We start from the raw sequence: 25,145 nt of genomic DNA, 5'->3' as shown, positions 1-25,145 counted from the left end.
AATGGAGCTCTCAAACCATGCGGCAGCTGTCGGAACTGGACGCCTCTTTTCTATATCTGGAATCCGAAACCGCCCCCATGCACATTGGCGGCATCTATCTTTTCGACGCTTCCGATCGCGACACCCCGCTGGCCTTCAGCACCTTCGTCGCCTATCTGCGAAGCCGACTTCACGTGGTTCCACTGTTCCGCCAGCGCCTGAAGGAAATTCCATTCAGGCTGGGGCGCCCCTACTGGATCGACGATTCCGATTTCAGCATTGAACGCCACCTCGCCTACGTAAATCTTGGCGAAAATGGCGATCAATCAAATCTGATGAAGCTGGCGTCGCGAATTCTGGAGCAACCCTTAAAGCGCGATCGGCCGCTGTGGCATATCACCTTCGTGGACGGTTTCCGCGCCTCGGAAGACGCTGACTCCCAGACCGGCTTCGCGCTGATTATCAAGCTTCACCATGCCGCCATCGACGCCTTCAGCGGCGAGGAAATCATTGCAAAGCTGCTTGAATACGGCCCGGAGCCGCGCCGCATTGACCCACCACGCAGCTGGGCGCCCGCCCCGGCACCATCCGATGAGCGGGTGATGCTGCAGGCGGGGGCCAACCTGGTACGCAAGCCCCTACAGATCACTTCCGTGGCCTTCAGCGCTGCAGAAGCAACCGCCCGCGGGGTCATCCAGAAGCAACTGCGCAAACTGCCCCTGCCATTTCCGTTTTTCTCTGCTCCGCACAGCCCCTTTAACCGGCAGATTACGGCGAATCGTCAGATTGTGGCAGGCAGCGTCGATCTGTCACGTTTGAAGGCGATAAAGGCCACGCTCGGCAATGTCACCCTCAATGATGTGGTGTTGGGGCTGTGCGCGGAAACCCTCAGGCGCTATATGCTGGCACAGGGAATGGAAACTGATCGCTCACTGGTGGCCATGACGCCCATTTCGGTGCGCTCGAGCAGCCTCCGCAAGGCAACGGGTAACCAGATGTCGGCGATGCTGCTGGATCTGGCCACCCAGGAAGCCTGCCCGGCCAGACGCATCCGCCGGATTCACTGGAACGCGGTGGAATCGGAGCCTTACCGGGAAGCGATTGCCGCCGATCGGTTGACCGAGCTATTGCCCTCAACCATGCTGGCGCTGTCCGCCAGGCTCTACTCTGAGCTGCAGATCGCCCAGCGCTACCAGCCGGTGTTCAACCTGCCCATTACTAATGTGCCGGGGCCCCAGGTTCCGCTTTATCTGCAGGGGGCGAGGCTGATCAGCCAGTTTAATACCGGCCCACTGTTCGACAGCATGGGACTGGTGATTGTAGCGGTGAGCTATCAGGGAAAGCTGACGGTCAATTTCACGCTTTGTCCGGACGTGGTCGCGGACGGGGAATCACTGGCTACCCTGCTTGCAGATAGCCTGGACGCCATTGAGGCAGCCGCCGCAGGCCTCACGGAGGAAGCCGCCGATACGGACTTTGATCCCGAGGTCCACCCTACGTTGATGGATGACGCCCTGACGCTGGTGGAAGGGGCGCTGCGAAAGACGGTTGCCCGCTTCCGCAGCTAGACTCGCGCTCTCTCGCGCGCTCTGAAGGGGGTCAGTCAAAGGCCCAGCCCAGGAACTTGCGCTTCTCTTCCTCCGACGCTTTCCCCCAAAGGGCTTTGAGCTGCTCAAGCGTGGTACCGGCATCAGAAGCGGCTGGCGCCGTGTAGGACGGTGACTCTGGCACTGGTGTTTTCGTCGCCGCTACCTGGGTGCTGGCAGCAGTCCAGGGCGAAGAGGTTGCAACGGTCTGTCCACTGGCGTTAACCAGGTCCACAGAGAAATTCTCTACCAGGGCCAGAGCCTCCTGACGATCCTCTGGTTTTGGAGCGTCGAAACGGTATACGGCGCCAGGCTCGGCATCAATAGTGACAACCTGACGGGGCGTTTCCACCACGTGTACTTTGGATTCGCCATCCTGCACGTTCTGGGCCTTGGACCATATGGTCTTGTAGGTAAACACAATCTGGTTTTTGCCCGGCAGTAGCTCATATTCAACGTTCAGATCGTCTATCAGGAAGCTGGTCATCGATTTACCGTTAACCTCACCCACCTTGATGGCGCCTGGCGCTGAAAGCACGGCTACCTGGTCTGCATTTTCAGCGTTGCCGTCCCAAGTCTGTACCCGGGACGTGGTCGAACTGCATCCTGACAGAACAATCAGACCGGCTATGGCCAGAAGACCGACTCGTAAATGCCGAAACGACGAAATAATTCCTTGCCCTTTCATGGTTTGCCCCTATCCGATTATCAGCCAAGCGGCTGGACTAAGTACTTATCGAAACAGCATTTTGACCAGACATACCTGCCAGAGCAAGGCCCGAGCGCTTTCTCACGGATTCGATGGCTGATACATCAGGTTCGTTGAACAAAGAAATGTAAAAAAATGTTGAATTCGGCAGGAATTGATTTAATTTTAAACAGTCGAACAGTGAAATTTCGCGATGCCCGACATCAGATGTTTGAGGGCGGGCCCAGGAGTAAACATGGATATCCAGCGTCGAACCGGTGAACAAGGCCCGGCCCCATTCCGCAGCAGCCGTTATTTCTGTGTCGGTGGCAAATGGTACTTCACAACCAGAGAAGGTTTTGACAGTGGACCATTCGCTTCACGGGAGCGTGCCGAAGTGGGCCTGAAACGGTTTCTGCACGTGGTGAAATTGCTACCGGAAGAACAGCAGGTTCACTGACCCGCATCCTCGCCGAAGTGGTCGTACCCCTGCCGCTGACCGGCTGTTTTTTGTCCATCGAAAAACAGCCCAGTGCCCTCCTTGACTCGACCAATCACCGTGATCTGGTCACGAATAAGCCGCGGCAATCCTTCCAGCGCTGGCTCTGACAGGGTCAGGCAAAGCTCGTAATCGTCTCCGCCATAGAGCGCAAGATCAATCGCATCCTCCCGCAGCGCCTTCAGATGATCAGACAGCGGCAGGCAATGGATGTCGATCTCGCCGCTTACCCCAGAAGCTTCCAGCAAATGACCGAGATCAGCCGACAGACCATCGGAGATGTCCACGGCGGCAGACGCCTGTCCTCTCAGGGCCACTCCAAGCGCCAGCCGGGGCTCAGGCGCGTGGTAATGTGCCAGAACGGCTGACTGAGCCGGTGTCGGTGAATCCATCTGGAGGTAATCAAGGGCAGCGGCCGCATTGCCCAGGGTGCCGGAGACACAGATCAGGTCACCCGGTTTTGCGCCGGATCGCAATATCGCCTTACCTTCCGGCACGGTACCGTGAACCTGCACCGTCACTGTGAGTGGGCCACTGGTGGTATCGCCTCCGGCCAGGTTCAGACCGAACTGACGGGACGCCTCTGCCAGCCCGGCACTGAAGTCTCCAAGCCAGTCAGCACGAGCCTCGGGAAGGGCAATAGCCAGGGTAAAGCACACCGGGTCGGCTCCCATCGCAGCAAGATCACTGGCTGCAACCGCCAGACTCCGCCAGCCAAGCTTTCGCGGTGAATAGTCTTTCGGGAAATGAACCCCTTCCACCAGTGTGTCTACAGAGAAGACCAGGTCCCGGTTCTGGCCGACCCGCTGAATGGCACAGTCATCACCGGGCCCCAGAAGAACGTCAGGGTGCCTGCCCGCACTGGAAAGGGGAAAAAAGTACCGGCGGATCAGTTCAAACTCACCCATCGATCACCGCGGACGGGTCTCGGCCAGGCGTAGGCGATGACCCAGCTTATCGAGAACGCTGTTGACAAACTTATGGCCTTCGGTACCTCCGAACTTCTTGGCCATTTCGATACCTTCGTTGATCACCACCCGGTAAGGCACGTCCAGACGATATTTGAGCTCGTAGGTGCCCAGGCGGACGATAGCGAGTTCGATGGCGTCCACTTCATGAATCGGGCGATCCAGAAACGGCTCAATCAGGCGATCGAGTACTTCCTGCTCGCGATGCACGCCACGCAGCAGATCACGAAAATAGGCCCCGTCGACCTTGGTCATATCGTTGTCTACAATGAATTCGGACTCAATGTCAGTAATCGCGCCTTTCGTGAAATGGCGCTGATACAGACCCTGCATGGCCAGAGCGCGGGCACGGCGTCGATCACCGGCTTTGGGTTGCCCTGTTGGGGCAGGCTGGGCAGCGCTTTCGTCAGATGTACTCATCACTCACCCAGCTTGTTGAACAGGCTGACCATTTCCAGCGCGGTAATGGCCGCTTCGGCGCCCTTGTTGCCCGCTTTGGTTCCGGCGCGCTCGATCGCCTGTTCGATAGAGTCCACTGTCAGAACGCCAAAGGTCACCGGCACGTCGCTATCAAGGCTGACCGCACCCAGCCCGCTCGAGGCTTCCCCCGCCACATACTCGAAATGCGGGGTTCCACCACGAATAACGGCCCCCAGGGCAATAATCGCGTCGAAATTTCCCGTTTCCGCCACACGCTTGACCGCCAGCGGCATTTCGTATGCCCCGGGTACGCGAACAATGGTGATGTCGGAATCGGCAATTCCATGCCTGCGCAGCGTATCCAGCGCGCCTTGCACCAGGCTTTCCACAACAAAACCGTTAAAACGGCCAACAACCAGGGCGTAACGGCCGCTGCAGTTTCTGAAATCACCTTCTATTACTTTTACGTCTGCCATGCATGGCTCCTTCATTGCGGCGTCGTCAGTAATCACGGACGCCGCAGGGTTAAATCATTGGGGTGTGTAGGGCACGTATTCCACAACTTCCAGATCAAAGCCGGAAATGGCGGAGAATTTGATCGGCGGGCTCAGCAAGCGCATTTTACTCACTCCCAGGTCTCTCAGAATCTGGGACCCGGTACCCACGGTGAAGTACACGCCGGAACTGCCCTTGGCTGCGGATTTCTGGTCTGATTCAAAAAATTCGCGGATCCGGTCTTCAAGGTTATAGCTGTCTTCAGCGCTATTGAGAAGCACCACAACGCCCCGGCCTTCGTTGGCCACCTTCTCCAGGGCCCGATGCAGCGGCCAGCTCCGCGAGTCTGCACGGCGGGCTCCAAGAAGGTCACGGAAGGTATCGGTAATATGAACCCGGACCAGCGCAGGTTCATCGGGGGTGATGTCACCCATGACCATCGCCAGGTGGGTCGACCCCTGAATGGTATCCCGGTACGTCCGCAGACTGAAAACACCATATTCGGTGTCAAGATCGTTCTGCTCGACACACTCAATAGTACGCTCGTTCATGGTGCGGTAGTGAATCAGATCGGCGATGGTGCCGATCTTCAGGTCATGATGCTCGGCGAATCGCTCCAGATCCTCACGGCGGGCCATGGAACCATCGTCGTTCATGATTTCACAGATCACCCCGGCCGGTTCGCATCCGGCCAGTGCGGCCAGGTCACAGGATGCTTCGGTGTGGCCGGCGCGGCTGAGTACGCCGCCGGGATCCGACATCAAGGGGAAAATATGGCCCGGCTGCACCAGGTCCGTAGCTTTGGCATCACGCGCCACCGCCGCCTGAACCGTCCGGGCACGATCCGCCGCGGAAATTCCGGTGGTCACGCCTTCGGTGGCCTCGATAGACAGGGTGAACTTGGTACCGAACCCGGAGGCATTACGCTGCACCATCAAAGGCAAACCGAGCTGCTCGCAACGGTCCCGCGTCATCGGCATGCAGATCAGCCCACGCCCGAAGCGCGCCATGAAGTTGATAGCTTCTGGCGTGCAGTGCTCTGCAGCCATCACCAGGTCGCCTTCGTTCTCCCGATCTTCGTCGTCCATCAGGATCACCATTTTGCCCTGACGGATATCCTCGATCATGTCTTCAATGCTGTTCAGTGCCATACTGTTTGAATACCTTTGTGGCCCGCCTGCCCGAAATCAGGGCGAAGGCAACCATGAATGTAGTGGCGTCAGGCCGGGGCGAGAATCAGCCGCTGGTCCGCACCGATCTGGCGACGATCCTGCACCGTCCATTGCACTTTGTCGGCCATTGAATCCAGCGGTAAATGCGCCGTCGGCCTGCCGGTGCTGCCCAGAAATACTGGCGCCTGGTAAAGCCAGAGTTCGTCCACCAGGCGCTCACTGATAAAGGTTCCGGCCAGCGTAGGTCCTGCCTCAACCAATAGTTCATTGATTCCCAGCTCGCCAAGGCTGTCCAGCAACTCGCCTACATCAATGCCGTTGTCCCGCCAGGCCACACCGCTGAGACTGATACCCAGAGCCGCCAGATCCTGGGCAGGGCCGGTATCCAGTGTGGGAGAGGCGCAGAAAACCTGCACATTACCGCCCCTGAGTATTACTGCGTCTGCCGGCGTACGAGCGTCCCGGTCCGCAATCACCCGCAGTGGCTGCCTGGAAGGCTCGGTGGCGTCACCGATATCGCCCAGCTCTTCCCGGCGGACAGTCAGGGACGGGTTATCCGCAAGCACCGTGCCCACCCCCGTCAATATTGCATCGCTGATGGCCCGCAAACGCTGGACGTCCTGCCTTGCCGGGGCCCCGGTAATCCATTGGCTTTCGCCCGAGGCCATGGCGGTTCGGCCATCCAGACTTGCCGCCATTTTCAGGCGCACATAGGGTCTTCCAGTGTTCATCCGTTTCATGAAGCCCGGGTTCAGACGCATAGCCTCATCCGCCAGCAACCCCTGGGTCACCCGGATACCTGCATCCCGCAACATGGCCAGGCCACGGCCGGACACCGACGGATTCGGGTCTTCCGTAGCCGCATGAACATGGGCCACGCCCGCTTCCACTAGCGCCTTGGCACAGGGCGGTGTGCGGCCAAAGTGACTGCACGGCTCAAGGGTCACGTAGGCAGTCGCTCCCCGCGCGTCGGGGCCCGCCTGGCTCAGGGCCCGGATTTCTGCATGGGCTTCTCCGGCGCGTTCGTGCCAGCCTTCACCCAGAATACGGTCGCCCCGGGCAATCACGCATCCCACCCGCGGGTTGGGATGGGTCGAGTAGCGACCGCGCCAGGCCAGCTGCACAGCGCGGGCCATCATTGCCGTATCCAACCGATCGGTCATGCCTTGCCCTTTGACGGCGGTGTGTCCGCCAGCGCTTTGGCTACATCAACCGGATCTTCCCCGGAGGTTGCAGAAAGCCGCTCAATCTCTTCCTTGAATTCGTTGATATCCTGGAAACTTCGATACACCGAGGCGAAACGGACATAGGCAACCTTGTCCAGTTGCCGCAGCTCTACCATCACTTCTTCACCCAGGTGCATGGACTTGATTTCACGCTCGCCGGTTGCCCGCAGGCGGAATTTGATCCGGTTGAGGGATGCCTCGATCTGTTCAATACTGACAGGCCGCTTTTCAAGCGCCTTCATCAGTCCCGACCGGAGCTTTTCTTCATCAAACGGCTGACGGGTTCCGTCCTGTTTGACGACCCGGGGCATCACCAGCTCGGCAGATTCAAAGGTGGTGAATCGTTCCCGGCACGACAGACACTCCCGGCGACGACGTACCTGATCCCCCTCGGCCACCAGCCGGGAGTCGATCACCTTGGTATCCGCTTCACCACAGAATGGACAATGCATAAGTCGGAACTCCGGAAGGCCGCCGCATCGGCATTGCGGCCGATACGGTAGCGGGCTCAGGCCTGATTAGCCGGCATAGACCGGGAAACGCTTGCACAGGGCTTCCACCTGCTCGCGAACCCGGTTGTTAACGGCGTCGTCTTCAAGGTTGTCCAGCACATCACACATCCAGCCGGCCAGGTCCCGACACTCGGACTCGCCAAAGCCACGGGTGGTCACGGCGGGCGTACCAATGCGCAGGCCGGACGTGACAAACGGCGAGCGCGGATCGTTGGGGACCGCGTTCTTGTTAACGGTGATGTGCGCCTTACCCAGAGCTGCATCGGCGTCTTTACCGGTAATGTCCTGCTTGATCAGGCTGACCAGGAACAGGTGGTTCTCTGTACCGCCGGAAATCACGTCAAATCCGCGGGAAACAAACACGTCCGCCATCGCCTTGGCATTCTTGATCACCTGACGCTGGTAAGCCTTGAAATCATCACCCATGGCTTCCTTGAAGCAGACCGCCTTGGCGGCAATCACGTGCATCAGCGGGCCACCCTGGCCACCGGGGAACACGGAGGAATTCAGCTTCTTCTGCAGATCCGCATCGTCACAGGCCAGAATCAGGCCGCCACGGGGGCCACGCAGCGTCTTGTGGGTAGTGGTGGCGATCACGTGGGCGTGGGGCACCGGGTCCGGATAGACGCCAGCGGCAACCAGACCAGCCACGTGAGCCATATCGACGAACAGGTAGGCGTCCACCTTGTCTGCAATGGCGCGGAAACGGGCAAAATCCAGAGCCTGGGAGTAAGCCGAGAAGCCGGCAATGATCATCTTCGGCTTGTGTTCGAGGGCCAGACGCTCGACGTCGTCATAGTCGATCAGGCCGGTATCAGTATCGATGCCGTACTGAACGGCGTTGTAGATCTTGCCCGAGAAGTTCACGCTGGCACCGTGGGTCAGGTGACCGCCATGGGCCAGGCTCATACCCAGCACGGTATCACCCGGCTTCAGCAACGCCATGAACACCGCAGAGTTGGCCTGCGAGCCGGAATGGGGCTGCACGTTGGCATAGGCGGCGCCAAACAGCTCTTTGGCGCGGCTGATTGCCAGGTCCTCGGCGATGTCGACAAACTCACAACCACCGTAGTAACGCTTGCCGGGGTAACCTTCGGCGTACTTGTTGGTCAGCACACTGCCCTGCGCTTCCATAACCCGCGGGCTGGTGTAGTTCTCCGAGGCGATCAGCTCAATGTGAGCCTCCTGCCGCTCGGTTTCCGCCTGCATGGCGTTCCAGAGTTCGTCGTCGTAGCCGGCGATTTTCATATCACGATTAAACATGGATGCGCTGCCTCTATGTGCTTAGCTGCCCGGAAAAATGGGCGCCTATTCTAGCTTACAAACGGGTGCAAAATCATCCTTTGGGCTTTCCGTAGATACCGACACATGCGTCATCCGGCGGCAAGACGTGCAAAAGACACCAATTGCCATAGCCGGGCGGTTTCGCTACGGTACTCAGTTATTCAAAAGATCCGTTTCAGAGCTCCTGATTCGAACGCGAATTCAAAAGAGGAAGCCGCCTTTATGGCCCAGTACGTTTACACCATGAACCGCGTTGGCAAGGTTGTTCCGCCCAAACGCGAAATTCTTAAAGATATTTCCCTGAGTTTCTTCCCCGGCGCCAAGATCGGCGTTCTCGGCCTGAACGGCTCGGGTAAGTCCACCCTCCTGCGCATTATGGCTGGCATCGACGAAGATTACATTGGCGAAGCCCGCCCGCAGCCCGGCATCAACGTGGGCTACCTGCCCCAGGAACCGGAGCTGGACGACACCAAGACCGTCAAGGAAATCGTCGATGAAGCGGTTGCCAGCGTCCACAATGCTCTGGCCGAACTCGATCAGGTCTACGCCGATTACGCCGAACCGGATGCCGACTTTGATGCTCTGGCCAAGCGCCAGGGTGAGCTGGAAGCCCTGATTCAGGCCACCGACGGCCACGACATCGAAAGGAAGATGGAAGTGGCCGCCGACGCCCTGCGGCTACCTGCCTGGGACGCACCGGTGAAGAACCTGTCCGGGGGTGAGCGCCGCCGTGTAGCACTGTGCCGACTCCTTTTGTCGGCGCCGGATATGCTGCTATTGGACGAGCCCACCAACCATCTGGACGCCGAATCCGTGGCCTGGCTGGAGAGATTCCTCCACGATTTCACGGGCACTGTGGTTGCCATTACCCACGACCGCTATTTCCTGGACAACGTCGCGGGCTGGATTCTGGAGCTGGACCGCGGCCAGGGCATTCCGTTTGAGGGCAACTACAGCCAGTGGCTGGAGAACAAGGAAAAGCGCCTGGAGATGGAATCCAAGCAGGAAGCCTCTCACCAGAAGGCCGTAAAACAGGAACTGGAGTGGGTCCGCAGCAATGCCAAGGGGCGCCAGTCCAAGAGCAAGGCTCGTCTGGCCCGATTTGAGGAAATGAGCTCCCAGGAATTCCAGAAGCGCAACGAAACCAACGAAATCTACATCCCGCCCGGTCCCCGCCTGGGCGACAAGGTGATCGAGGTTGACGGCATCAGCAAGTCCTTCGATGACCGTCTGCTTTATGAAGACGTGTCCTTCAGCGTGCCACCGGGCGCTATCGTCGGCATTATCGGCGGTAACGGCGCGGGCAAGTCCACCTTGTTCCGGATGATTGCTGGCAAGGACGAACCGGATTCCGGTGACATTACTGTCGGTGAAACGGTCGAGCTTGCCTATGTCGACCAGATGCGCGACCTGAACGATGACAACACCGTCTGGGAAGAGTTGAGCGACGGCAACGACATCATCAAGATCGGCAACTACGAGACACCTTCCCGCGCCTACGTGGGGCGCTTCAACTTCAAGGGCTCTGACCAGCAGAAGCGGGTTGGCGACCTGTCCGGCGGCGAACGCAACCGGTTGCACCTGGCCAAACTGCTAAAGGAAGGCGGCAACGTTTTGCTGCTGGACGAACCCACCAACGATCTGGACGTGGAAACTCTCCGCGCCCTGGAAGAAGCCCTGCTGAACTTCCCGGGCTCTGCCCTGGTGATCTCTCACGACCGCTGGTTCCTGGACCGGGTGGCGACTCACATTCTGGCATTCGAAGATGACGGCGAAGTGGTGTACTTCGAGGGCAACTTCACCGAGTACGATGAAGACCACAAGAAGCGCAAAGGGGACTCCGCCATGGTGCCCCAGCGCATGAAGTACAAGAAGCTGGCCTGATGGCAAAAGCCAGAACGGCCTTTGTCTGCACCGAATGTGGCGCAGACTATTCCAAATGGCAGGGCCAGTGTACGGCCTGCCAGGCCTGGAACACCATCAACGAGGTTCGCGGTGTCGGCGGCAGCGCCAAGGGCAACCGTGGCCAGCGATTTGAGGGCTTTGCCGGCAGCCTGGCAGAGGTCCAGAGCCTGGACGACGTCAGTCTGGCGGAGCAGCCACGCATCAGCTCCGGCATGGCAGAATTTGACCGCGTGCTGGGCGGCGGACTGGTAGAGGGGTCCGCCATTCTGATGGGCGGTCACCCGGGCGCGGGCAAAAGTACCCTGCTACTGCAGGCGGTCTGCCATCTGGCCGCCAGCACCCCCGCTCTCTACGTGACCGGCGAGGAATCCCTGCAGCAGGTGGCCATGCGCGCCAAACGCCTGGGCCTGCCCACCCGGGATCTGAAAATGCTGTCGGAAACCAGCGTTGAGCGGGTAATGCAGATTGCCGAAACGGAAAAGCCTCGCATCCTGGTGGTGGATAGTATCCAGGTGATGCACGTGGCGGACTCCGAATCAGCACCGGGCAGCGTATCCCAGGTACGGGAGAGTGCCGCTTACCTTACCCGCTTTGCCAAGCAGACCGGCACCATCCTGTTTCTTGTTGGCCATGTCACCAAGGACGGCAGCCTGGCCGGGCCGAAGGTTCTGGAGCATATGATCGACTGCTCCATTCTGCTGGAAGGCTCAAGCGACAGCCGCTACCGCACCCTGCGGGGCATCAAGAACCGCTTTGGCGCGGTGAATGAGCTGGGGGTGTTTGCCATGCTTGAACAGGGCCTGAAAGAGGTAAAGAATCCCAGTGCCATTTTCCTGAACCGGGGCGAGGAAGCGGCACCGGGCAGCGTGGTGATGGTGGTCTGGGAAGGCACCCGGCCCATGCTGGTGGAAATCCAGGCGCTGGTGGATACGGCCCAGGGCGGCTATCCGCGCCGGGTTGCCGTGGGTCTGGACCAGAACCGGCTGGCGATGCTTCTGGCGGTACTGCACCGCCATGGGGGCATGCATGTGTCGGATCAGGATGTGTTTGTGAATGTGGTCGGTGGCGTAAAGGTAAATGAAACCAGTGCCGATCTGGCCCTGCTGGCAGCCATTGTTTCCTCTTTTCGGGACCGGGCGTTGCCTCAGGATCTGGTGATTTTCGGCGAGGTGGGCCTGTCCGGGGAAATCCGGCCGGTCCCCAGCGGCCAGGAGCGCATTTACGAGGCCTCCAAGCACGGTTTTACCCGGGCACTGGTGCCCAAGGCAAACGCACCACGCAAGGCAATTGAAGGAATGAAGGTTATTCCAGTTGCCAAGCTAAGTGACGCACTCTCTGCTCTGGAAGACCTCTAGGTTCATTCGATCAGGTGGGCGAATTCCCGCTCGAGCAGCGTCTGGTCACCAAGATTGAGCTCCACCAGCCGTTTCAAATGAGTCGCACTTTCCAGGTCGATGTACTGACATTTGAAACCCAAACGGTGGGGCTCGATGTGGCGAAGCTCAACGGCCATAACGATGCCGGTTTCATGATCGTCCAGCAGAATGATCACCTCACAAGGCTCTTTCAGCGGCACGTCCCAGTTCGGTGGACGCTTGACGAGCACGCCTTTCAGCGAAATATCCAGCACTTCGCTCGCCCAAACAGCGTCACGACAATGGAGTTCGCACTCCGCGTCAAAGGAGATTCGGTGAAAACGTCGCTTTTCAGAGGGTTTTGCAGGCAAGAGGCTGCTCCGGCTGTTGTCATTGACTTACGGGGACTATAGACCCCGCAGGTCAATGTTTCTAGCCAGGATCAGCTTTCGTTGTGGTAGTTGGGGCTGAGTTCGGTCACGGCGCGGATGAAGGCTCCGGCATGTTCCGGATCAACATCCGGGGTTATGCCGTGGCCCAGGTTGAAGATGTGGCCCGGGCCATTGCCGTAGCGGGCCAGGATGTCGGCCACTTCCTCGCGGATCCGTTCAGGCGGCGCGAACAGCATGGCCGGGTCCATGTTGCCCTGCAGAGCAACGCGGTCGCCGATGCGTTTGCGGGCTTCGCCGATGTCGGTGGTCCAGTCCAGGCCGACGGCGTCGGCGCCGGAGTCTGCAATGGTTTCCAGCCACTGGCCGCCGTTTTTGGTGAACAGAATCACCGGCACACGGCGTCCGTCGTTCTCACGGATCAGGCCGTCTACAATTTTCTTCATGTAGCGCAGGGAGAACTCTTCGTAGGCCCAGCTACTCAGCACCCCACCCCAGGTATCGAAAATCTGCACGGCCTGGGCGCCGGCGCGGATCTGGCTGTTCAGGTAATCGATAACCGAGAGAGCCAGATGGTCCAGCAGGCGATGCATGACGTCGGGCTGGCCGTACATCAGTTTCTTCGCCTCGCGGAAGTCCTTGGACGAGCTGCCTTCGATCATGTAGGTGGCCAGGGTCCAGGGGCTTCCGGAAAAACCGATCAGGGGAACGGAACCGTTCAGCGCGCCGCGTATGGTGGACACGGCATTCATCACGTAATCCAGATCCACTTCCGCCTTGATGGTTGGCAGGGCATCCACATCCGCCGCAGACCGGACGGTGTTGCGGAATTTCGGGCCTTCGCCGGTTTCGAAATACAGGCCCAGTCCCAGCGCGTCGGGGATGGTCAGTATGTCCGAAAACAGGATGGCGGCATCCAGCGGGTAACGCTTGAGTGGCTGCAGGGTAACTTCGCAGGCCAGGGGCGTATTCTTGCAAAGGCTCAGGAAGTCACCGGCCTTGGCGCGGGTGGCCCGGTATTCGGGCAGGTAACGCCCGGCCTGGCGCATCATCCAGACCGGGGTGCGGTCAACGGGCTGGCGCATCAGGGCGCGCAGCAAACGGTCGTTCTTCAGTTCGGTCATATGTCCAGGTAATCCATAATGCCCTCGGCGGCCTGACGGCCTTCCCAGATTGCGGTGACGACCAGATCCGAGCCCCTTACCATATCGCCACCGGCAAAGATTTTCGGGTTGCTGGTCTGGAAAGGAAACTCCACTTCCTCGGCCGCGGTCACGCGGCCGGACTCGTCGGTGGAGACCTTCTGCTCGTCGAACCAGTCGGCGGGACTGGGACGGAAACCGAATGCTACGAGCACCGCATCGGCCGGGATCACCTCTTCACTGCCGGGAACCACTTCCGGGCGCTGACGTCCGTTTTCATCCGGCTCGCCGAGTTGGGTACGCACTACCTTGACGCCTTCCACCTTGTCCTCGCCAATGACGGCGATGGGCTGGCGGTTGAACATGAACTTCACGCCTTCTTCCTTGGCGTTGGACACTTCCCTGCGTGAGCCAGGCATGTTGCTTTCATCGCGACGATAGGCGCAGGTCACGCTGGCCGCCTGCTGACGGATCGAGGTGCGGTTACAGTCCATGGCGGTGTCACCGCCACCGAGCACCACCACACGCTTGCCCTTCATATCGATAAAGTCACCGGCCTCTTTCTCGAAGCCGAGGCGACGATTGACGTTGGATACCAGGAACGGCAGCGCATCGTGTACGCCATCCAGGTCTTCGCCAGGGAAGCCGCCCTTCATATAGGTGTAGGTGCCCATGCCCATGAAGACAGCGTCGTACTCTTCCAGAATATCCGCCATCTGGACGTCCTTGCCCACTTCCGTGGACAGGCGGAATTCCACGCCCATTTCCTCGAACACCTTGCGGCGACGGGTCATGACCGACTTTTCCAGCTTGAATTCGGGAATACCGAAGGTCAGCAGGCCGCCGATTTCCGGATAGATATCAAACACCACCGGCTTCACGCCGTTGCGCACCAGCACGTCGGCGCAGCCCAGGCCCGCCGGGCCGGCACCAATCACGGCAACCTTCCGGTCAGTCCACTTCACGGCGGACATATCGGGCTTCCAGCCCAGCGCAAACGCGGTGTCTGTTATGTATTTTTCGACAGAGCCGATGGTGACCGCACCGTAACCGTCGTTAAGGGTACAGGCGCCTTCACAAAGCCGGTCCTGAGGACAGACACGGCCACAGACTTCCGGTAGCGAGTTGGTCTGGTGGCAAAGCTCTACCGCTTTCATGATGTTGCCTTCCGACACCAGCTTGAGCCAGTTCGGAATATAGTTATGGACCGGGCACTTCCACTCACAATAGGGGTTGCCACACTCCAGGCAGCGGTGGGACTGGGAAGCGGCATGATCTTGGGTGAAGGGGTGGTAAATCTCACCAAATTCTTTTTTGCGCTTCTTTGCCGGTACTTTCTTCGGGTCAATACGCCCGACCTCGACAAACTGGAAGTCGTTACTCAGTCTTTCTTTCATTATGAAGCTCTCATCAAACTCAATTTCGACGGCAGCGCTGCACATCGTGCAGCGCTCTTTCCCTGAATTTCCGGCTGCTTATTCCGGGCGGGCCCGGGTACTGGCCAACAGGCTGCGCAGGTTGGCGGCCTTTGGCTTCACCAGCCAGAAGCGGCCAATGTAGTCGTCGAAATTGTTCAGAATGTGCTCTGCCCACTCGCTGGACGTTTCAGAGATATGCTCGCGAATCACACCGCGGAGATGGTTCCGGTAGGACTCCATTTCCTCGCTGGAAATCCGCTGTATTTCCACCAGCTCGTGGTTGTACTTGTCCACAAAGGTGTTGTTCACGTCCAGTACGTAGGCGAAACCACCGGTCATGCCGGCACCGAAGTTGTGGCCGGTTGTGCCGAGGACGGTCACCAGTCCGCCGGTCATATACTCGCAGCAGTGGTCGCCCACGCCCTCAACAACCGCATGGGCACCGGAGTTCCGCACCCCGAAACGCTCGCCGGCAGTGCCTGCTGCAAAGAGCTTGCCGCCCGTTGCGCCATACAGGCAAGTGTTACCGACAATGGACGTCTCCTGTGACTTGAAACTACTGCCTGTCGGCGGGCGCACCACCAGCTTGCCGCCGGTCATGCCCTTGCCCACGTAATCGTTGGCATCGCCTTCCAGAATCAGATTCAGGCCGCCCACGTTCCACACGCCAAAGCTCTGACCCGCTGTGCCAGTCAGGTTAAGCGTGATCGGCGCAGACACCATGCCCTGGTTGCCGTGCTGTTCGGCAATTTCGCCGGACAGCCGCGCGCCGATAGAACGGTCGCAGTTGGTTACCCGGTAAGCGAACTCACCGCCCTTCTTGTCGGCGATAGTCGCGGCGATGTCCCGAACCATCTCTTCCGCCAGGTTGCCCGGGTCAAACGGGTGGTTGCGTTCAACCTGACAGGTATTGGGCTTGTCTGCCGGAATATGGTCATTACTCAGCAGACGCGAGAGATCGAGCTTCTGCTGACGGGGCGTGTCACCCGGCAGGCGTTCAAGCAAATCAACACGTCCTACCAGCTCTTCCAGGCTCCGAACTCCCAGTTGCGCCAACCAGCCACGGGTTTCTTCCGCCACAAAGCGGAAGAAATTCATAGCCATTTCCACGGTGCCGTTGAAGTGCTCTTGCCGCAGGTGCTCATTCTGCGTGGCCACACCGGTTGCGCAATTGTTCAGGTGACAGATGCGCAGGTATTTACAGCCCAACGCCACCATGGGCGTGGTGCCGAAGCCGAAGCTCTCGGCACCGAGAATGGCGCCCTTAACCACGTCCAGTCCGGTCTTAATGCCACCGTCCGTCTGCAGGCGAATCTTGCCTCGCAGGTCGTTGGCCCGCAGCGCCTGCTGGGTTTCGCTCAGCCCGAGCTCCCAGGGCGAACCGGCATAACGGATGGAGGTCAGCGGGCTGGCCGCCGTTCCGCCGTCGTAACCGGATACCGTGATCAGGTCGGCATAGGCTTTCGCCACACCAGCGGCAATCGTACCCACGCCCGGCTCGGAGACCAGTTTCACGGACACCAGGGCCTTCGGGTTTACCTGCTTGAGGTCAAAAATCAGCTGCGCGAGATCCTCGATGGAATAGATATCGTGGTGCGGCGGCGGCGAGATCAGGGTCACGCCCGGCACCGAATAACGCAAACGGGCGATCAGGTCATTGACCTTGCCACCGGGCAGCTGGCCACCCTCACCGGGCTTGGCGCCCTGGGCGACCTTGATCTGCATGACATCGGCACTGCGCAGATATTCCGCGGTCACGCCGAAACGTCCGGAGGCAACCTGCTTGATCTTCGAGCGTTTGTCTGTGCCGTAGCGGGCGGGATCTTCACCCCCCTCACCGGAGTTCGAGCGCCCACCCAGGGTGTTCATGGCCATGGCCAGCGCCTCGTGGGCCTCCGGCGATAGCGCACCCAGAGACATCGCCGCCGAGTCGAAGCGGGGGAAGATGTTCTCAACCGGTTCTACTTCAGACAGGTCAATGGATTTCAGATCCTTGCGGAATACCAGCAGATCTCGAAGTGTGGAAACCGGGCGCTCGTTCACCAGCCCGGCATACTCCATATAATGACCGTAATCGCCGCTGGTCACCGCTTCCTGGAGCTTGGCGACCACATCCGGATTGAAGGCATGGTATTCCTGGCCGTGCACATATTTCAGCAGACCACCCTGGGAAATCGGTTTGCGGGGTTTCCACGCCACCTTCGCCAGCTCTTCCTGATCCTGCTGGAATTCATAGAAGCCTGCGCCCTGGATGCGGTTAGGCACGCCCTTGAAACACAGATCGACCAGCTCATCCGCAAGACCGATCGCCTCGAACAGCTGGGCACCACGGTAGGATGTAATGGTCGATATGCCCATCTTGGACAGGATTTTTAGCAGGCCCTTGTTGATGCCCTTGCGATAATTATTCTTCGCATCAATCGGGTCCATCATGATCTCACCGGTGCGAATCAGATCATTCAGCACCTGGAAGGCCAGGTATGGATAAACGGCGGTGGCGCCAAACCCGAAAAGTACAGCAAAGTGGTGCGGATCCCTGGCCCAGCCAGTTTCAACCAGAATATTGGAATCGCAACGCAGACCATTTTTGACCAGGTGATGGTGAACCGCGCCGGTCGCCATCATGGCGTTGGCGGGCAACTCGCCCTCTTTCAGATCCTTATCGCTCAGTATCAGAATGACCTTGCCGTCACGAACCGCCTGCTCGGCGCTCTGACAGATCGCCTCAATGGCCTTTTCCAGGCCCATTTCCGGGCTGTAACCCATGGGAATGCGGGCGACCTCGAAACCGGGCCGTTCATTATTTTCGATTTTCAGGAACTTGGCTGGCGACAGCACCGGCGTCGTCAAAATGATCCGGTTTGCGTGTTCCGGGGTTTCCTCGAACACGTTGCGCTCGGCACCAATGCAAGTCTCGAGGGACATAACGATGGATTCCCGCAGCGGGTCGATCGCAGGGTTGGTGACCTGTGCAAACTTCTGACGGAAGTAATCCGCGACGTGGCGTACACGGCTGGAAAGCACCGCCATGGGCGTATCATCGCCCATTGAGCCGACGGCTTCCTGGCCATTTTCCGCCAGCGGACGCAGGACCTGGTCCCGCTCCTCGTAGGACACCATGAACATCTTCTGATGAACCTGGAGATCTTCCGATTTCATCAGTTTGAAGTCCGGGGTTTCCTGGTTGAGGGTGGCTTCCACCCTCAGGGAATTATCCCGCAGCCACTGCTTGTACGGCTGGGCCTTCTTAAGACGCTGATCCACATCCTTGGTATGCAGAACTTCACCGGACTCGGTATCGATTGCCAGCATCTGGCCGGGTCCGACACGGCCTTTGGCCACCACATCCTCGGGCTTGTAGCCGTAGGTTCCGATTTCAGATGCCAGGGTGATGAAATCGTCCTTGGTAATAACCCAGCGTGCCGGGCGCAAGCCGTTGCGATCGAGCATACAGACCGCATAACGGCCATCGGAAAGCACCAGTCCGGCCGGACCATCCCAGGGTTCCATGTGCATGGAGTTGTATTCATAGAAGGCACGCAACTCGGAATCCATGGTATCCACATTCTGCCAGGCCGGCGGAATCATCATCCGCACGGCACGGAACAGATCCACACCACCTGCGAGTAGCACCTCCAGCATGTTGTCCATGCTGGAAGAGTCCGAACCGGTCAGGTTGACCAGCGGCTGCAAGGTCTGGAGGTCCGGCAGTGATGGCGAGCTGAACTTGGCGGCCCGGGCAATGGCCCAGTTCCGGTTGCCATCGACAGTGTTGATCTCACCATTGTGTGCCAGGTAGCGGAACGGCTGGGCCAACGGCCACTTGGGCATGGTGTTGGTGGAAAAACGCTGGTGAAACACGCAGATAGCCGTCTGCAGATCAGGGTCACCCAGATCCTTGTAAAAGTTGGCAAGATCGGCGGGCATCATCAGGCCTTTATAGGCCAGAGTGCGATGCGAAAGGCTGCAGATGTAGAACTCTGAATCCTCCGCCATATCCCGCTCTGCGTGGCGACGGCCAACGAATAGCGCGATCGCGAACTCCTGCTCTGTCTGCTTGTTCGGCACAACAAAGACCTGCTCGATCCAGGGCATGCAATCCAGCGCCATGGGGCCGAGACAGCTGTCATCGGTGGGCACCTTGCGCCATCCCATGACTTCCAGACCCTGCTCGGTCAGGCGCTTTTCAATGGCGGCTCGGCCCGCACTGGCCCTGGATTCATCCGGGCTCAGAAACACCTGGCCTACCGCAAACTGGCCCTCCGGCGCTTTGCCAAAGCATTCCCTGGCAGCCTTGCGCAGAAAAGCATCCGGGCTCTGAATCAACAGCCCGCAACCATCACCGGTCTTGCCGTCTGCCGCGATACCACCTCGGTGGGTCATGCAGGTCAGCGACTCAATGGCAGTTTGCAACAACTTGTGGCTGGCCTCGCCCTTCATATGGGCGATCAGGCCAAAGCCGCAGTTGTCCCTGAATTCATCGGGATGATACAAACCTGTCATCATAAGCGTTCTCTCGCGTAGAAATGCTTTTCAATCAAAGATTTAACCAAGAAAAGCCCGGTTATGCATTCTTTGACACTGAAAATGGGGGCTGGCTATTTTACACGCGTACAAATACGTACTCAAACCAAAGAGGTTTAATATTAGGGCGCCCAGACGTCAGTTACGAGGGTCACCTAAAGGGAAAGGGAGGCAAAACCTGTTGTTTTTAAAGCAGAATCCCGGCCGTGCGAATTTCAGAGGATCAAAACCCACTCAATTTTCTGATCCACGGAGACCGGCCTCTTAGCGCCCTTGGCAACTGACTTATAGCGTCTCTTGCCGCTGCTTTGGTTGCGAAATTGCCGAAAAACCCGACAAACCAGTCTTTTCCCTGACGCTGGGTGACAGTATAGCGAATACTGAGCACAGATTCGTGCTGCTCGATAACATTGACCACGGTTTGCTCCTGATTGCCGGCAATCACCTGAATAGTCCAGCCGTTCCATGCGCGCACCTCCTCCACCGGCAGGAACGCAGCCGGCTTCTGGGGAGCAAATGAAGGCTCAGGCTCAGGTTCAGGCTCGGGCTCAGGTTCAGACTCAGGTTCAGGCTCAGGTTCAGACTCAGGTTCAGGCTCAGGTTCAGGCTCGGGTTCAGGCTCAGGCTCAGGCTCAGGCTCGGGCTCAGGTTCAGGCATCACGGTTTCGGGCGCCTCAGGGGTTTCAATGGCTGGATTACCAGGCCCGATAGTCACGCTTTTGCGGACCGGCTCGGGCAGCGGCTCGATGTTCTCCCTCGCCACCGACGCATCGTACTGCTCTGACACAAGCCACCATGACGCTGCCAGCAATATGAGCGCGAGGGCTGGCCAGCGCGCATTCAGGGTCCAACGGAAGCGCGGGGCATTATCCTTCTGGACCGGCAGCCTACCCAGCCAGACGGCCGGGGCAACGCGCCGGAGCCTGGTGAAACTGCCGCGACTCAACCGGGACAGATCTTCCAACCTGGCGGGTGATAACAGCGCTTTGACGTCACCGCCGGCCTTGTGAATCCGAGGTTCCAGGTAAGCAGCAATCTCCTCGCTGGAGAGTGGGCGCAGGTGAATCTGATAAACTCCTGAGCTATCTTCCGTCAGCCCCAGCAGGTTCAACAGCTCGTCGCTGCCACTGAACACAAGAGCAGCCGCCGACGCCCGATCGGATGCCTGGTAGGCAGCGAGCAAAAGCCGCAGCACGTCGGGGGGGACACGCTGGGCGTCATCGATCAGCAGCACCATCCGCCGCCCTTTTCTGGCTCGCGTCTCAGACCAGCGGAAGAAACCATAGATGGCATCCCTGGCACCTTCGGACGATTCCAGCCCACGATAGGCCAATCCAATCAACCCATTGGCCAGCGCCTGGGCACTGACCAGGGATTCGGCGCCAATCGCATGGAAATCAAGTCGGGACGATTCACTGCGTACAAGCTCGGCGAGCAGGCGGCTTTTGCCAACACCTTCACCACCGGTCAGCACCAGGGCAAGATCACCAAAACCACAAAGATGTCGAAGGGTTTCCAGCGCGTGATGGCGCGAAGCGTCAGGGAAAAACGGCACTTCCATCGCCAGAGGGTTCTCGCTCAGGCCGAACCTGGCCTGTAGCTCCGGAACCAGACTCTCTCCCGCCGGAATATTCAGCTCATCGTCCGTTGCGCTCATTCCCTGCTCTCAATTCAGACAATAGGTGGTCAGCGTGCTGCTGAGATGCTGCGAGTTTATTTCACCGGTAACCACTGCATCACCCAGTGCGCGCAGAGCTACAAGCCTCAGAGTGCCGTCGACATTTTTTTTATCCACGGCCATCAACCTGAGAAAATCGTCAGGCGTCATGCCCGCCGGCGCACGGTTCGGCAGCCTGGCGCTTTCAATCAGACGAATGGCACGGTCCCGATCCTGATCTGTAATCCAGCCCTGCCTTGCGGAAAGGTCCGCCGCCATCATCATCCCGGTGCCAACTGCCTCGCCGTGCAGCACCTTGCCGTAGCCGGCGAATGTTTCAATGGCGTGGCCAAAGGTATGACCCAGGTTCAGGATCGCCCGCAGCCCCCCTTCTCTCTCGTCAAGGGCCACAACCTCTGCTTTGCAGGCACAGGATCGGTAGATGGCCTCAGCCAGCGCCTCCTGCTCTAGATCCAGCAATGCGGAGACGTTGCGCTCGAGCCAGGCCAGAAATTCCGGCGCCCGGATCAGGCCGTATTTGATCACCTCGGCCAGGCCCGCGGAAACTTCGCGCGCTGGCAGGGATTTCAGGCTTTCCGTATCAATCAGTACCATTTCCGGCTGATGGAACGCACCGATCATGTTCTTACCCAGCGGATGGTTAATGCCGGTCTTGCCCCCAACGGATGAGTCCACCTGAGACAGCAGCGTGGTCGGGATCTGCACAAAAGCCACCCCGCGCTGGTAAGAGGCTGCTGCAAATCCGGTCATATCCCCGACGACACCGCCACCCAGCGCCACCAGGGTAGTTTTACGGGAATGACGCTTCTCCAACAGGCCATCAAAAATCAGGTTCAGGGTCTGCCAGTCTTTGTACTGCTCACCATCCGGCAGAATCAAGGTATCCACCTGTTTGCCTGGAAAACAGGCTTTGGCGGATTCGAGATACAGGGGCGCCACTGTTTCGTTGGTCACAATCATAACCTGGGCGCCTACAACCCAGGGTGTCAGGTCCATGGTTCCCAATAATGCCTGGCCGATAATGATCGGGTAACTTCGATCCCCCAGCTCAACATTCAGCTCTTTGGTTGTCTCAAGCATGATTTCTGCCTTCTTTACCAACTTTTCTTCGGTGCCGGGGTGATTTCGGGTTCATTCGGTTTACCAGTTGACGCACCACCAGTCGCGGGCTTTTGCGGTCCGTGTACATAACGATGTCAGCGAGCCCGGTATAAATGGGATCCCTCAATGCAAACAGTCGCCTCAGAACACCTTCCGGGTCGTCGTTCTGAAGGAGGGGGCGATTCTTATCCTTGCGGGTTCGCTCCACCTGTTGCTCGATGGAGGTTTTCAGATAGATAACCATGGAGTCCCGCTTCAGATGGGCATGGTTCTCCTCACGCATGACCGCTCCGCCACCAGTTGCAAGCACGGTCTGGGGTTGCTCCGACAGCTCACTGAGCATTGCGGTTTCCCGCTGCCGGAAGCCATCCTCGCCTTCCACGTCAAAGATCCACGGTATGTTGGCACCACACCGCTCTTCAATAATCCGGTCGGAATCCAGAAATCGATAGCCCAGCTCCTTGGCCAGCATTCGGCCAATGGTGCTTTTGCCGGCCCCCATTGGGCCAACCAGGACAACTCGTTTGGGCAACGACATAACTTCCGCTCACGTGTGTTCAGGCGAGTGAGAATATCACAGGGTCGGTCTTTCCATAAGTTCCCACAAATCAGCCGCAAAAAAAAACCGCCGTAGAAACGGCGGCTTTTTGCAGCGAACAACCGATTATTGAATCAGGTCACTCTTGATGATCTTCGGAGTGATGAAGATCAGCAATTCACTGCGCTCGTCAATGTGCTCTGTCCGCTTAAAAAGGCGTCCGAGGTAAGGAATATCACCAAGGAAGGGTGTCTTGGTCGTGGTCGTCGCCACCTCTGACTGGAAGATGCCGCCAAGTACCACCGTTTCACCGTTACCGACCAGCACCTGGGTCGTAACCTCGTTGGTGTTAATAGACGGAATGCCGCCTGTTACTTCACCTCGAGAATCCTGATTCACCACCAGATCCATGATGATCTTGTCGTCCGGAGTGATCTGAGGTGTGACTTCCAGTGAAAGCACGGCTTCCTTGAAAGATACCGATGTTGCACCGCTGGAAGACGCTTCCTGATAAGGAATCTCTTCACCAGCCTTAATAGAGGCGGTCTGGCGATCGGCGGTAACAACCCTGGGCTGGGAAACCACTTCTGCCTGGCCGTCGCTTTCAAGGGCGGACAGCTCGAGATCAACCAGATAATCGTCACTACCCCAGCCAAGGGCGAAGGACGAAGCGCCCTGACCGGTCACACCCAGATCTACAGCCAGTGCGCCCGGGAAGGTGGTTGCAAAGCCAACGCCCGGCGCAGAAGAGTCGCGAGCATCCTGAACGCCGGAGAGTGAGCCGCCCACAGACACGACACTACCATCACCCCGAACATCGTAGGCTGCGCCGCCCCAACGAACACCCAGATCTTCCGCCACGTTGGTCTGGGCGCGGACGATCCGTGCTTCAATCGATACCTGCCGCACCGGAACGTCCCAAGTGGACACCAGACGACGGATCTGAGCAAGCTTCTCCGTGGTTTCACGAACGCTGATGGTGTTGGTCCGGGCATCAGAAGACACAAAACCGCGATCCGAAATCAGCTCTTCATCAGCCTTGATCAGAGAGACAATATCTGCGGCCTTGGCATAGTTCACCTGGACAATATCCAGCCGGACCGGCGCAAGCTCGGCGATCTGCTTCTCGGTCTCGAGCTCCAGTCTTTCGCGGGCCGCAATTTCATCAGCCGGCGCCACGAGCAGTACGTTACCGATCTGACGCTTGTCCAGACCCTTGGTTTTGAGAATCAGATCCAGCGCCTGGTCCCAGGGCACGTTTTGCAGGCGCAGCGTGATGCTGCCGCTCACGGTGTCACTGGCCACCAGATTCAGGCCGGTAAAGTCAGCAATAAGCTGGAGCACTGAGCGAACTTCGATGTCCTGGAAATTAAGGGACAGTTTCTCGCCGGTGTAAGGGAATTTCTCCTCGCGGCGCTCCTCAGCTTCCTGCTCCGTTAGCCGTTCAACACTGACGGTGAACTCAGAACCAGACTGGTAGGCGATGTAGTCGTAATTGCCATCGGGCTGGATCTCTACGACTGCGTTGCCATCTTCGATATAGGTGTCAATACGGTTGACGGGCGTTGCAAAATCAGTAACGTCGAGCCTGCGACGCAGATCTTCCGGTACGTTCAGGTCTTCCATGGTCAGGCGGATCTTGCCCCCGAGCTCGGAGAGATCAACCGGAACGTCAGACCTACCAAGATCAACAATGATGCGACCCTCGCCGTCTTCGCCACGACGGAAGTCAACGCCGGCCAGCGCATTGTCGGAGGCGCCGGACTGGCTGCCACCGGAACTCGCTGAAGGCGCAGTCATGGCCGGAGCGGCGGCTGAAACCGCTGGCTCACCAATGGTCATCACCAAACGACTGCCATCCCTGATTGTCCGGTAGGACACCAGTTCCGAAAGATTGAAAATCAGTCGGGTGCGGTCATCGGTTTCGACCACGGTCATGCTCTGGGCATTACCCGAACCGAGTGAAATATTTCTGGAATCAAGGGCGCTCTTCGTATCCCGAAGATCCACCGCAATCCGGGCCGGTCGTTCGATCGTGTAGCCGGTCGGTTCCGGCGGCGTTCCGTCAAACGACAGAACGACTTCGGTCCGATCGCCGGCCAGCGACGAAAACGACACGTCTTCCAGCGTGACCGCGTTGGCCAGGCCAGACAACAACCCAAGAGCAATCATGCTGACGTATACATTGAGTTTTCTAAACATCGCTAGCCTCGACCCTAAACTTTTTTGTTCGTACATGGTTCTTTCACTGTTCATAATGCCGCTC

20 protein-coding genes are annotated in these 25,145 nt (G+C 58.6%); 4 read left to right on the top strand and 16 right to left on the bottom strand.

The features are described from left to right. Nucleotides 1-17 precede the first annotated feature (17 nt). On the top strand, nt 18-1,547 hold the full coding sequence (locus tag FPL19_RS17280; protein WP_150914555.1) for a WS/DGAT/MGAT family O-acyltransferase: 1,530 nt from the start codon (nt 18-20) through the stop codon (nt 1,545-1,547). A 31-nt stretch (nt 1,548-1,578) separates the two neighbouring features. Here the strand turns inward: FPL19_RS17280 and FPL19_RS17275 are convergent, their stop codons facing one another. After that, complete coding sequence (locus FPL19_RS17275; protein ID WP_150914553.1) at nt 1,579-2,253, bottom strand: DUF2057 family protein; 675 nt, start codon at nt 2,251-2,253, stop codon at nt 1,579-1,581. Between the two features lie 256 nt (nt 2,254-2,509). On the opposite strand from FPL19_RS17275, the gene FPL19_RS17270 reads away from it, so the two are divergent. Continuing rightward, nucleotides 2,510-2,713 carry a DUF6316 family protein gene (locus tag FPL19_RS17270; RefSeq protein WP_150914551.1) on the top strand — a complete coding sequence of 68 codons (204 nt, stop codon included), beginning with the start codon at nt 2,510-2,512 and terminating at the stop codon, nt 2,711-2,713. Here FPL19_RS17270 and thiL read toward each other — a convergent pair. The 7 genes from thiL to glyA all read right to left on the bottom strand — a co-directional run bounded on the left by thiL (nt 2,707) and on the right by glyA (nt 8,808). Beyond that, the gene (thiL, locus tag FPL19_RS17265) at nt 2,707-3,660 is read right to left on the bottom strand and encodes a thiamine-phosphate kinase (RefSeq protein ID WP_150914549.1); all 954 of its coding nucleotides are present in this window, start codon (nt 3,658-3,660) and stop codon (nt 2,707-2,709) included. The genes FPL19_RS17270 and thiL overlap by 7 nt on opposite strands. Before the next feature lie 3 nt (nt 3,661-3,663). Continuing rightward, nucleotides 3,664-4,140 carry a transcription antitermination factor NusB gene (nusB, locus tag FPL19_RS17260; RefSeq protein ID WP_150914547.1) on the bottom strand — a complete coding sequence of 159 codons (477 nt, stop codon included), beginning with the start codon at nt 4,138-4,140 and terminating at the stop codon, nt 3,664-3,666. After that, nucleotides 4,140-4,616, bottom strand: a complete 477-nt coding sequence (ribH, locus tag FPL19_RS17255; protein ID WP_150914546.1) for a 6,7-dimethyl-8-ribityllumazine synthase — start codon at nt 4,614-4,616, stop codon at nt 4,140-4,142. Before ribH ends, nusB begins: the two co-directional genes overlap by 1 nt. A gap of 54 nt (nt 4,617-4,670) precedes the next feature. Next, complete coding sequence (ribBA, locus tag FPL19_RS17250; RefSeq protein WP_150914544.1) at nt 4,671-5,786, bottom strand: bifunctional 3,4-dihydroxy-2-butanone-4-phosphate synthase/GTP cyclohydrolase II; 1,116 nt, start codon at nt 5,784-5,786, stop codon at nt 4,671-4,673. 68 nt (nt 5,787-5,854) lie between these two features. After that, nucleotides 5,855-6,970 carry a bifunctional diaminohydroxyphosphoribosylaminopyrimidine deaminase/5-amino-6-(5-phosphoribosylamino)uracil reductase RibD gene (ribD, locus tag FPL19_RS17245; RefSeq protein WP_150914542.1) on the bottom strand — a complete coding sequence of 372 codons (1,116 nt, stop codon included), beginning with the start codon at nt 6,968-6,970 and terminating at the stop codon, nt 5,855-5,857. Next, nucleotides 6,967-7,485, bottom strand: a complete 519-nt coding sequence (nrdR, locus tag FPL19_RS17240; protein WP_150914540.1) for a transcriptional regulator NrdR — start codon at nt 7,483-7,485, stop codon at nt 6,967-6,969. Before nrdR ends, ribD begins: the two co-directional genes overlap by 4 nt. Before the next feature lie 66 nt (nt 7,486-7,551). Continuing rightward, entirely contained in the window at nt 7,552-8,808 is a 1,257-nt protein-coding gene (glyA, locus tag FPL19_RS17235) for a serine hydroxymethyltransferase (RefSeq protein WP_150914538.1), read from the bottom strand. A gap of 243 nt (nt 8,809-9,051) precedes the next feature. Between glyA and ettA the strand changes: the two genes are divergently transcribed. Both ettA and radA read left to right on the top strand, forming a co-directional pair. Continuing rightward, nucleotides 9,052-10,713, top strand: a complete 1,662-nt coding sequence (gene ettA, locus FPL19_RS17230; RefSeq protein WP_150914536.1) for an energy-dependent translational throttle protein EttA — start codon at nt 9,052-9,054, stop codon at nt 10,711-10,713. Continuing rightward, nucleotides 10,713-12,089, top strand: a complete 1,377-nt coding sequence (radA, locus tag FPL19_RS17225) for a DNA repair protein RadA (RefSeq protein ID WP_150914534.1) — start codon at nt 10,713-10,715, stop codon at nt 12,087-12,089. The genes ettA and radA overlap by 1 nt, the downstream gene beginning before the upstream one ends. Before the next feature lie 2 nt (nt 12,090-12,091). Here the strand turns inward: radA and FPL19_RS17220 are convergent, their stop codons facing one another. The 8 genes from FPL19_RS17220 to pilQ all read right to left on the bottom strand — a co-directional run bounded on the left by FPL19_RS17220 (nt 12,092) and on the right by pilQ (nt 25,081). Next, nucleotides 12,092-12,460, bottom strand: coding sequence for a PilZ domain-containing protein (locus FPL19_RS17220; protein WP_150914532.1), 369 nt, complete (start codon nt 12,458-12,460; stop codon nt 12,092-12,094). Nucleotides 12,461-12,531: 71 nt separating this feature from the next. Beyond that, nucleotides 12,532-13,602, bottom strand: a complete 1,071-nt coding sequence (gene hemE / locus FPL19_RS17215) for a uroporphyrinogen decarboxylase (protein ID WP_150914531.1) — start codon at nt 13,600-13,602, stop codon at nt 12,532-12,534. Beyond that, a complete protein-coding gene (locus FPL19_RS17210) occupies nt 13,599-15,017 on the bottom strand; it encodes a glutamate synthase subunit beta (protein WP_150914529.1) in 1,419 nt (472 codons plus the stop codon). Before FPL19_RS17210 ends, hemE begins: the two co-directional genes overlap by 4 nt. A 78-nt stretch (nt 15,018-15,095) precedes the next feature. Then, on the bottom strand, nt 15,096-19,544 hold the full coding sequence (gltB, locus tag FPL19_RS17205; protein WP_150914527.1) for a glutamate synthase large subunit: 4,449 nt from the start codon (nt 19,542-19,544) through the stop codon (nt 15,096-15,098). A 241-nt stretch (nt 19,545-19,785) separates the two neighbouring features. Further along, nucleotides 19,786-21,219, bottom strand: coding sequence for an AAA family ATPase (locus tag FPL19_RS17200; protein ID WP_225314480.1), 1,434 nt, complete (start codon nt 21,217-21,219; stop codon nt 19,786-19,788). A 9-nt stretch (nt 21,220-21,228) separates the two neighbouring features. Then, entirely contained in the window at nt 21,229-22,320 is a 1,092-nt protein-coding gene (aroB, locus tag FPL19_RS17195; protein ID WP_150914525.1) for a 3-dehydroquinate synthase, read from the bottom strand. Further along, nucleotides 22,313-22,879, bottom strand: a complete 567-nt coding sequence (gene aroK, locus FPL19_RS17190) for a shikimate kinase AroK (RefSeq protein ID WP_150914523.1) — start codon at nt 22,877-22,879, stop codon at nt 22,313-22,315. The genes aroB and aroK overlap by 8 nt, the downstream gene beginning before the upstream one ends. A 126-nt stretch (nt 22,880-23,005) precedes the next feature. Continuing rightward, on the bottom strand, nt 23,006-25,081 hold the full coding sequence (pilQ, locus tag FPL19_RS17185; protein ID WP_225314479.1) for a type IV pilus secretin PilQ: 2,076 nt from the start codon (nt 25,079-25,081) through the stop codon (nt 23,006-23,008). Nucleotides 25,082-25,145 lie beyond the last annotated feature (64 nt).

Origin of the sequence: Marinobacter halotolerans (assembly GCF_008795985.1) — a bacterium.
Lineage (GTDB): Bacteria > Pseudomonadota > Gammaproteobacteria > Pseudomonadales > Oleiphilaceae > Marinobacter > Marinobacter halotolerans.
This window is presented reverse-complemented; position numbering and strand designations above follow the sequence as displayed.